Raw genomic sequence first — 1,710 nt, forward strand, 5'->3', positions numbered from 1 at the left:
TGCAAAAGGCAGCCACCAAACAATAGTCGATATCAATAAAGACAGAGAAACTAATGTTATCGAGTCTCTGAAAACACTCACCAAGTTGACTAATAAATTCAGTGGTTTATTTGATGCTTCTCGTGACAAGGTTTCAAAATCATTGTGAATCTTTTCTGTCTCTATCACATTCAGATCATTTATTCTGGAAACGGACAACATTATCTTTTTTTGCGTTAAAAAGGTTGCTTTCTGATTCAAAACACTTTGCAGCGTGCTGACTATCGGGGCCAACACACCAGGAATAACAAAGGTCACTACCCAGGCAATAGAGGTAATAAAAATGTCAGTTTGGTTAGCATGGCCGATAAGATTCCCTAACCTAATGCCCAACATAACACTTAATGTCGGCATAATGCCTTGAATTACGACCAAAAAAACAAATAACACTGATAGCAGTGGTGAGGATGAAAATAAAAGAAAAATCGAATAATTAAAGAGCTTATAAAACTCCACAAGCTTATTCATCACACCGCCCAGTGTTAGAAAACGTCACGCTTCATGCAGGAAGCGACTTACCATACCACTCGTAAATAACATTGCAATCAGTACGTTATGCCTAATTTTCAGAAGTATAGATGAAAAGTGCAAAGCAGACATCAGTTAAGGGTGCATTTGGGGAGAAGATAAGGTATCCGCCATGGATACCTTTTCAAAAAAACAACATCAGAAATTATATTGCAGAGAAACACGATTCTGCCAAAACGAATAATCGTAAACCGGCGAGGTTTGTACCCCAAGGAAATTAGACAAACTTAATCCTTTTAAGGCACCATCAAACTGGTAAATACCAAAGACCACATATTCAGACTGATTACGGCTGGGCGCGCTGGCTGAACTTTTCAGGTCCATAAAGGAATAGTAAGTCCCGATGCTCAATGCAGGCATAATCTGATAGCTGATACGTGTGGAATAGGCATTGCCGGTACCGAGATCCTGGGTGCTGGTAAAATACGGCTGTGCGAAATATTTACCCGACGAGGTGCTGCTGGAATAGGGCGTCACCAGCGCCCCATTCAGATAGGCCTCAGGGTTGGAGACAATGTGGTTGTAGTTGATAGACCACTTCACTTTGCTAGTCGGCGTTAGCGCCAATTGCACACCGTAAGAGGTGCTATCGACTTCGCCGCGCAAACGCTCACCTTCGCCACTACCGCGAATAAATTGCACGCCGATATCCGGCTGCCACGGCGCAGTTTTCCACTGACTGTGCGCTTCGCTATAGAAAATATTCACGTAGTCATCATAACTTTCATACCATAACTGGCCGGTCAGCGTCATGTCGCCCACCTGCTTGGAGCGACCCGCCCCCACGGCCCAGGCGCCGTTGGTCTCTTCTTTAATCGCGCTATAAGCACTGGTTGCCAGGAATTTATCACTGCGCCACGGCTTGTAGCGGTATATCTTGGTGGCGTGTACGAAATCGGTTTTATCGCCCCAATGCATATCCACAGCGCGAAACAGAATGGGCGTAATACGCCAGTCATAGTCGCTCATAAAGGGAATATCGATGCGCTGATCGCCCGCCGTAAAGCGGAAATCCTGATACTGCCAACGCAACCAGGCTTCGCCAAAACCGTTTTGATTGGTCGCCAATTCCGTCACACCACGCCCAGCGCCCGGTGAACGCCACTGTTGTTGATAAATCCCACCCACGCCTGCGCTAATACC

Annotated in this window: 1 protein-coding gene and 1 pseudogene; both read right to left on the reverse strand. The window is 45.6% G+C overall.

Annotation, left to right across the window (positions count from 1 at the left end):
* Nucleotides 1-507 (reverse strand): annotated as a pseudogene (locus J5224_RS26715) (ABC transporter ATP-binding protein); the annotation flags it as partial.
* A 198-nt stretch (nt 508-705) separates the two neighbouring features.
* A partial coding sequence (locus tag J5224_RS26720) for a TonB-dependent receptor (protein ID WP_264628187.1) occupies nt 706-1,710 on the reverse strand: 1,005 nt, incomplete at its 5' end.

The organism is Candidatus Symbiopectobacterium sp. NZEC135, from assembly GCF_025962695.1.